The organism is Microbacterium sp. H6, assembly GCF_003314775.1.
Classification (GTDB): domain Bacteria; phylum Actinomycetota; class Actinomycetes; order Actinomycetales; family Microbacteriaceae; genus Microbacterium; species Microbacterium oxydans.
In genome coordinates, this window is the sequence record NZ_QOAY01000116.1 from 4,988 (window position 1) to 9,893 (window position 4,906).

The window sequence follows — 4,906 nt, forward strand, 5'->3', positions numbered from 1 at the left end:
GACGACGCCGCACACGATGACGCCGGATCCCTGTTCGCGCGCCTCACCGGCCGCGAGCCGGACGGATTCTGGTCGGCACCCGGACGCGTGAACCTCATCGGCGAGCACACCGACTACAACGACGGGTTCGTGCTGCCGTTCGCCATCCCGCAGCGCACGGTGGCCGCCGTCGGCCTGCGCGACGACGACCGGGTCCGAGTCGCCTCCACCTTCGCCGAGGAGCCGGTCGAGGTCGACCTGGACGATCTGGATCGGCTCTTCCCCACCCCCGCGGGCGCCCACCCTGCCGTCCCCGAATGGGCCGCGTACCCCCTCGGAGTCGCCTGGGCGATGCGACAGGCCGCGACGGAGAGCGGGCCCTTCGGAGGATTCGACCTCACCATCGCGTCCGACGTGCCCGTCGGGGCGGGACTCTCCTCGTCCGCCGCGATCGAGGGCGCGACGGCTTCCGCGCTGAACGACCTGTGGAACACCGGCTTCGACGGCACGCACCTCGCCCGCATCGGGCGCCGTGCCGAGAACGAAGCGGTGGGCGCGCCGACCGGCATCATGGACCAGATGGCGTCGATGCTCGGTCAGCCCGACACCGCGATCTTCCTCGACTGCCGCTCGTTGGACGCCGAACTCGTCCCACTCGCCGTCGCCGAGACGGGCCTCGCGATGCTCGTGATCGACACGCGCGTGAAGCACGCCCACTCCACCGGCGGCTATCGCGAGAGGCGCGCTTCCTGCGAGCTCGGCGCCTCGCTCCTGGGTGTGCCGGCACTGCGCGACGTCACGGTGGACGACCTGCCGCGGGCGCAGGGTCTGATGGACGACGTGACCTTCCGCCGCGTGCGCCACATCGTGACCGAGAACCAGCGGGTGCTCGACACGGTGCGGGTGCTGCGCGAGCGGGGCGTGCGAGCGATCGGCGACTTCCTGGTCGCCTCGCACGCATCGATGCGGGACGACTTCGAGATCTCGACCCCCGAGCTCGACACGGCCGTCGACACCGCCCTGGCCGCCGGCGCCCTGGGGGCGCGGATGACGGGCGGCGGTTTCGGCGGTGCGGCGATCGCTCTGGTCGAAGCGTCCGACGTCGCCTCGGTTTCGGAGGCCGTGAGGGATTCCTTCGCGGCGCACGGGTTCGTGGAACCCCTGCTGTTCGCGGTCCTCCCCTCAGCCGGTCCTCGGCGCGACGCATGACAGAATGATCCATCGGGCCGCGACGAATCCGCGGCAGGAGAGGAAGCAATGTCCTGGATCGTGACCGGCGGGGCCGGCTACATCGGCTCCCACGTCGTGCGTGCGCTTGCGAACGCGGGGCTCACGCCTGTCGTGCTCGACGACCTCTCCAGCGGTGTCCCGTCTTTCGTGCCCGAAGGCGTGGAGTTCGTGCAGGGCAGCATCCTCGACCGCGCGCTCGTCGAGAGCACGCTGCGCGAGCATGACGCCGAAGGGGTGATCCACGTCGCCGGCTTCAAGTACGCCGGCGTCTCGGTGCAGCGCCCCCTGCACACCTATGCGCAGAACGTCGACGGCACACGCGTGATCCTCGAGGCCATGGAGTCCGCCGGTGTCGCGAACATCGTCTTCTCCTCGTCCGCCGCGGTGTACGGCACCCCAGACGTCGCCCTCGTCGTCGAGGACACCGCCAAGAAGCCTGCCAGCCCCTACGGGGAATCCAAGCTCATCGGCGAGTGGCTGCTGCGCGACCAGGCGATCGCGACGGCGGACTCGGAGCGCCCGCTGCGGCACACCTCGCTGCGGTACTTCAACGTGGTGGGATCCGCCGATCCGACGGTCTACGACGTCAGCCCGCACAACCTGTTCCCCATCGTGTTCGAGGCGCTGATCGCGGGGAAGACCCCGCGCATCAACGGCGACGACTACGACACGGAAGACGGGACGAACGTACGCGACTACGTGCACGTCGGCGACATCGCGGCCGCCCACGTCGCGGCGGCCCAGCGCCTCACGTCCGGCCAGCCCCTCGAAGCGGCATACAACCTCGGCTCCGGCGACGGCCTCAGCGTGAAGCAGATCATGGATGCCGTCGCCCGCGTGACCGGAATCGACTTCACCCCCGAAGTCGGCCCCCGGCGCCCCGGAGACCCCGACCGCATCGTGGCGACGGGCGAGCTCGCCGCACGCGACCTCGACTGGACCATGCGGTACTCGGTGGACGAGATGGTGCGCACGGGCTGGGAGGCCCGACAGGCAGCTCGCCCCTGACGGTCAGACGTCGCGAGTGCGGATCGGGTACGCCCAGAAGCACAGCCAGGCGACGGCCGTGAACCCGAGCGGGATCACCGCGAGCATCAGCCGGATGCCTCCGTCGACACTGTCCGGCTGTGCGTCGCCGAGAGTGGCATCGAACCCGGCAGCGTTCAGCACCACTGCGGCGACGATCGCCTGCAGCACGACCGAGCCACGGACCACGAATCCGTTCACCCCGAAGTAGGCGCCTTCTCGACGGTGCCCGGTGCGGGTCGCGTCATCGTCGATGATCTGCGCGAGCATGACCTCGAGCAGCTGCAGCAGACCCCCGACACCCACACCGACGGCCACGCCGACCAGCGCAGCGCCGAGCACGGTCGAGGGGGCGAGATAGCCGAGAACGGCCGTCCCGAACACCGCGACGCTCCACAGCATGGCCGTGCGCGGCGAGGTGCGGCGGACGACCGCGCTCCACAACACGATCGAGGGGATCGCGGTCACGAAGATCGCCCCGAGCAGCAGACTGCCCTCTCCCTCCGGCGCGTGCAGCGAGTAGCGTACGTAGAAGGGGACGGCGGCGAGGATCACGGCGATCGACGTCTGCACGAACAGCGAGCCGAGGACGTACGGGACGAACGCACGGTTGCGGAAGGTATAGGTCAGCTGATCACGCCAGCGCATGGCCTCCCCCGGGTTGTCGGGCGATGACGACTCCGCTGATGTCTGCGGCGTCCGGCGCTCGATCATGCCTCCGAGGAACGACCACACGAGCAGCACGAGACAGACGGCCCCGAGCACCATGGCCATTCCCGGCCAGCCGATGGCGCCGTACAGGGCGGGAGCGCCGGCCGTGCCGAGCACCATGCCGAGGATCGCGAAGATCTGTCGCGGCACGTTGCCGCGGGCCCGCTCCTCGGTGGTGCGGAAGATCTCAGGGAACAGCGCCGAGATGTTCAGCACCACCACCACGAAGGCCACGTCGTAGACGGCCACGACGACGAGGAACCAGACGATGAGGCCGGTGACCGGGAGCTCCGGCGGCATCCAGACCAGCGCGAAGGCGACGACGAGTGGCGCGATGCCCAGGCCGATCCACGGGATGCGCCGACCCCAGGGCGTGCGCAGCCGGTCGGAGATCGTGCCGACGACGGGGTTCAGCACGGCGTTCAGCACCCCGTGGGCGATCATGGCGATCGCCACGCCCGTCGCCGGGACCGCGAGGTGCGAGACGTAGAAGTAGACGACGAAGGCCGAGAAGGTCTGCGCCATCAGTTGCGTCGGGAAGCCGGATGCGCCGAAGGCGATCGTCTGCACTCTGGTGGGCGCCGCATCCAGTCGTCGGTCGCGTACGCGTTCGCGCAGAGAGGTCACCGGGCGCTGCCCCTCTGCAGGTCTCGCAGGTCGCGCCAGCCGATGCGCACGAGCGCCTCATCCTCGATGGCCTGCAGCACGACCGGGTCGCTCAGCAGACGCAGCTCATAGCCGCGCTTCCTCGCGCTGAAGTCGACGGCCGCGCGGAGCTCGTCGTCGTCGACCATCGGATGCAGGTAGATCTCGGTGACTCCGGCCGGCACCGCCCGCAGCAGCGCGATGAAACCGGCTCGCACCTCCTCATACGTCTCCTCGTCGGGTGCGCCTTCGCGCAGGAGTTCGAACGGATGCGACCAGAGGCGATCGATGATCTCGACGCCGGACGCGTCGGCGGCCGCTGCGGCGCGATCGAGCTGAGCCTGCAGGGCGGGGTTCTCGCCCACGCCGTCCATGCTGCGGGGCAGCCGGAAGGGCAGGCCGTGCCGTGCGGCGAGTTCGAAGACCGGCTGCAGGAAGTCCCGTCCCGTCACGAGCCCGTAGACCGACCCCATGTGGTTGTCGAGGTGCGTCACATCCACGCCGGCATCGAGCGCGGTCTGCAGTTGGGCGGAGAGTTCGGCGGCGACATCCTCGTCTGAGGCGTTCTGCTCGACGGAGAGCACATCGGTCGGGAAAAATCCCGCAGCGTCGACGAGGCTCGTGTCCGAGCCGGTGAGCGGACGCCACCGGTAGCGCGCCCATTCGCTCGTGAGCACGAGATGCACACCGACGTCGAGATCCGGACGGGAGGCGGCGAAGGCGAGCGCTTCGGGCGACCAGGAGCACGGGACCATCACGGTGCTCGAGTCGATGCGCGAGGACGTGAGCAGGTCGACGATGGCGGTGTTCGCGGCATGGCACATGCCGAAGTCATCCGCATTGAGGATGATGGCCCGCGTGCCGGGCGCGAGTCCGAGGCGGTCGGCGAGTTCGGAGGGTGCGGTCATCGGATGATCCTGTCGGTGGTCGAGCGGCGTTGCTCGGAGGCGTGGCGTGGTGCCGGTGAGTGGGCTTCGGCGGTCGAGTCAGGGTGGTCGTTCAGCGGCCACCCTTGGGTGCGGGCGTGAGGATGCGGCTGAAGAGGTCGCTGCGGAGCGCTGCCGCGGCTTGGTCGACCGCACCGATGAGCGGAGCCTCGGTGCCGAACGACGAGACCAGGAACCGGAGCGGAAGCTGCGCCTCGTACTCGGCGGCGATGCGCTCGATCGCGGCGACGAGGGCCGGGTGTGCGGCCTTGCCGCTGAGGATGAACGCCTCGGGGTCGAGCACCAGCCCCACGGTGCCCGCGACGAGGACGATGCGGCGGGCGAGCTCTGACACGATCTGGACAGCCGCCTCGTCTCCGCGCTCGGCT

The 4,906-nt window shown here is 69.8% G+C and carries 5 protein-coding genes; 2 read left to right on the forward strand and 3 right to left on the reverse strand.

Going from position 1 to position 4,906, the window contains the following annotated elements:
- Together galK and galE are read left to right on the forward strand one after the other, a co-directional pair.
- On the forward strand, window positions 1–1,188 hold a 1,188-nt coding region (gene galK / locus DSP71_RS07930), incomplete at its 5' end, for a galactokinase (protein WP_396652047.1).
- 48 nt (window positions 1,189–1,236) lie between these two features.
- Window positions 1,237–2,217, forward strand: a complete 981-nt coding sequence (gene galE, locus DSP71_RS07935; protein WP_113680804.1) for a UDP-glucose 4-epimerase GalE — start codon at window positions 1,237–1,239, stop codon at window positions 2,215–2,217.
- Between the two features lie 3 nt (window positions 2,218–2,220).
- Here the strand turns inward: galE and DSP71_RS07940 are convergent, their stop codons facing one another.
- From DSP71_RS07940 to DSP71_RS23360, 3 genes are all read right to left on the reverse strand, one after another.
- Window positions 2,221–3,573: an MFS transporter gene (locus DSP71_RS07940; RefSeq protein WP_113680805.1), complete on the reverse strand. Its 1,353-nt coding sequence runs from the start codon at window positions 3,571–3,573 to the stop codon at window positions 2,221–2,223.
- Window positions 3,570–4,499, reverse strand: coding sequence for a polysaccharide deacetylase family protein (locus tag DSP71_RS07945; protein ID WP_058632961.1), 930 nt, complete (start codon window positions 4,497–4,499; stop codon window positions 3,570–3,572). Before DSP71_RS07945 ends, DSP71_RS07940 begins: the two co-directional genes overlap by 4 nt.
- A 91-nt stretch (window positions 4,500–4,590) precedes the next feature.
- The coding region (locus tag DSP71_RS23360) for an ROK family protein (RefSeq protein ID WP_258546324.1) at window positions 4,591–4,906 on the reverse strand (316 nt) is incomplete at its 5' end.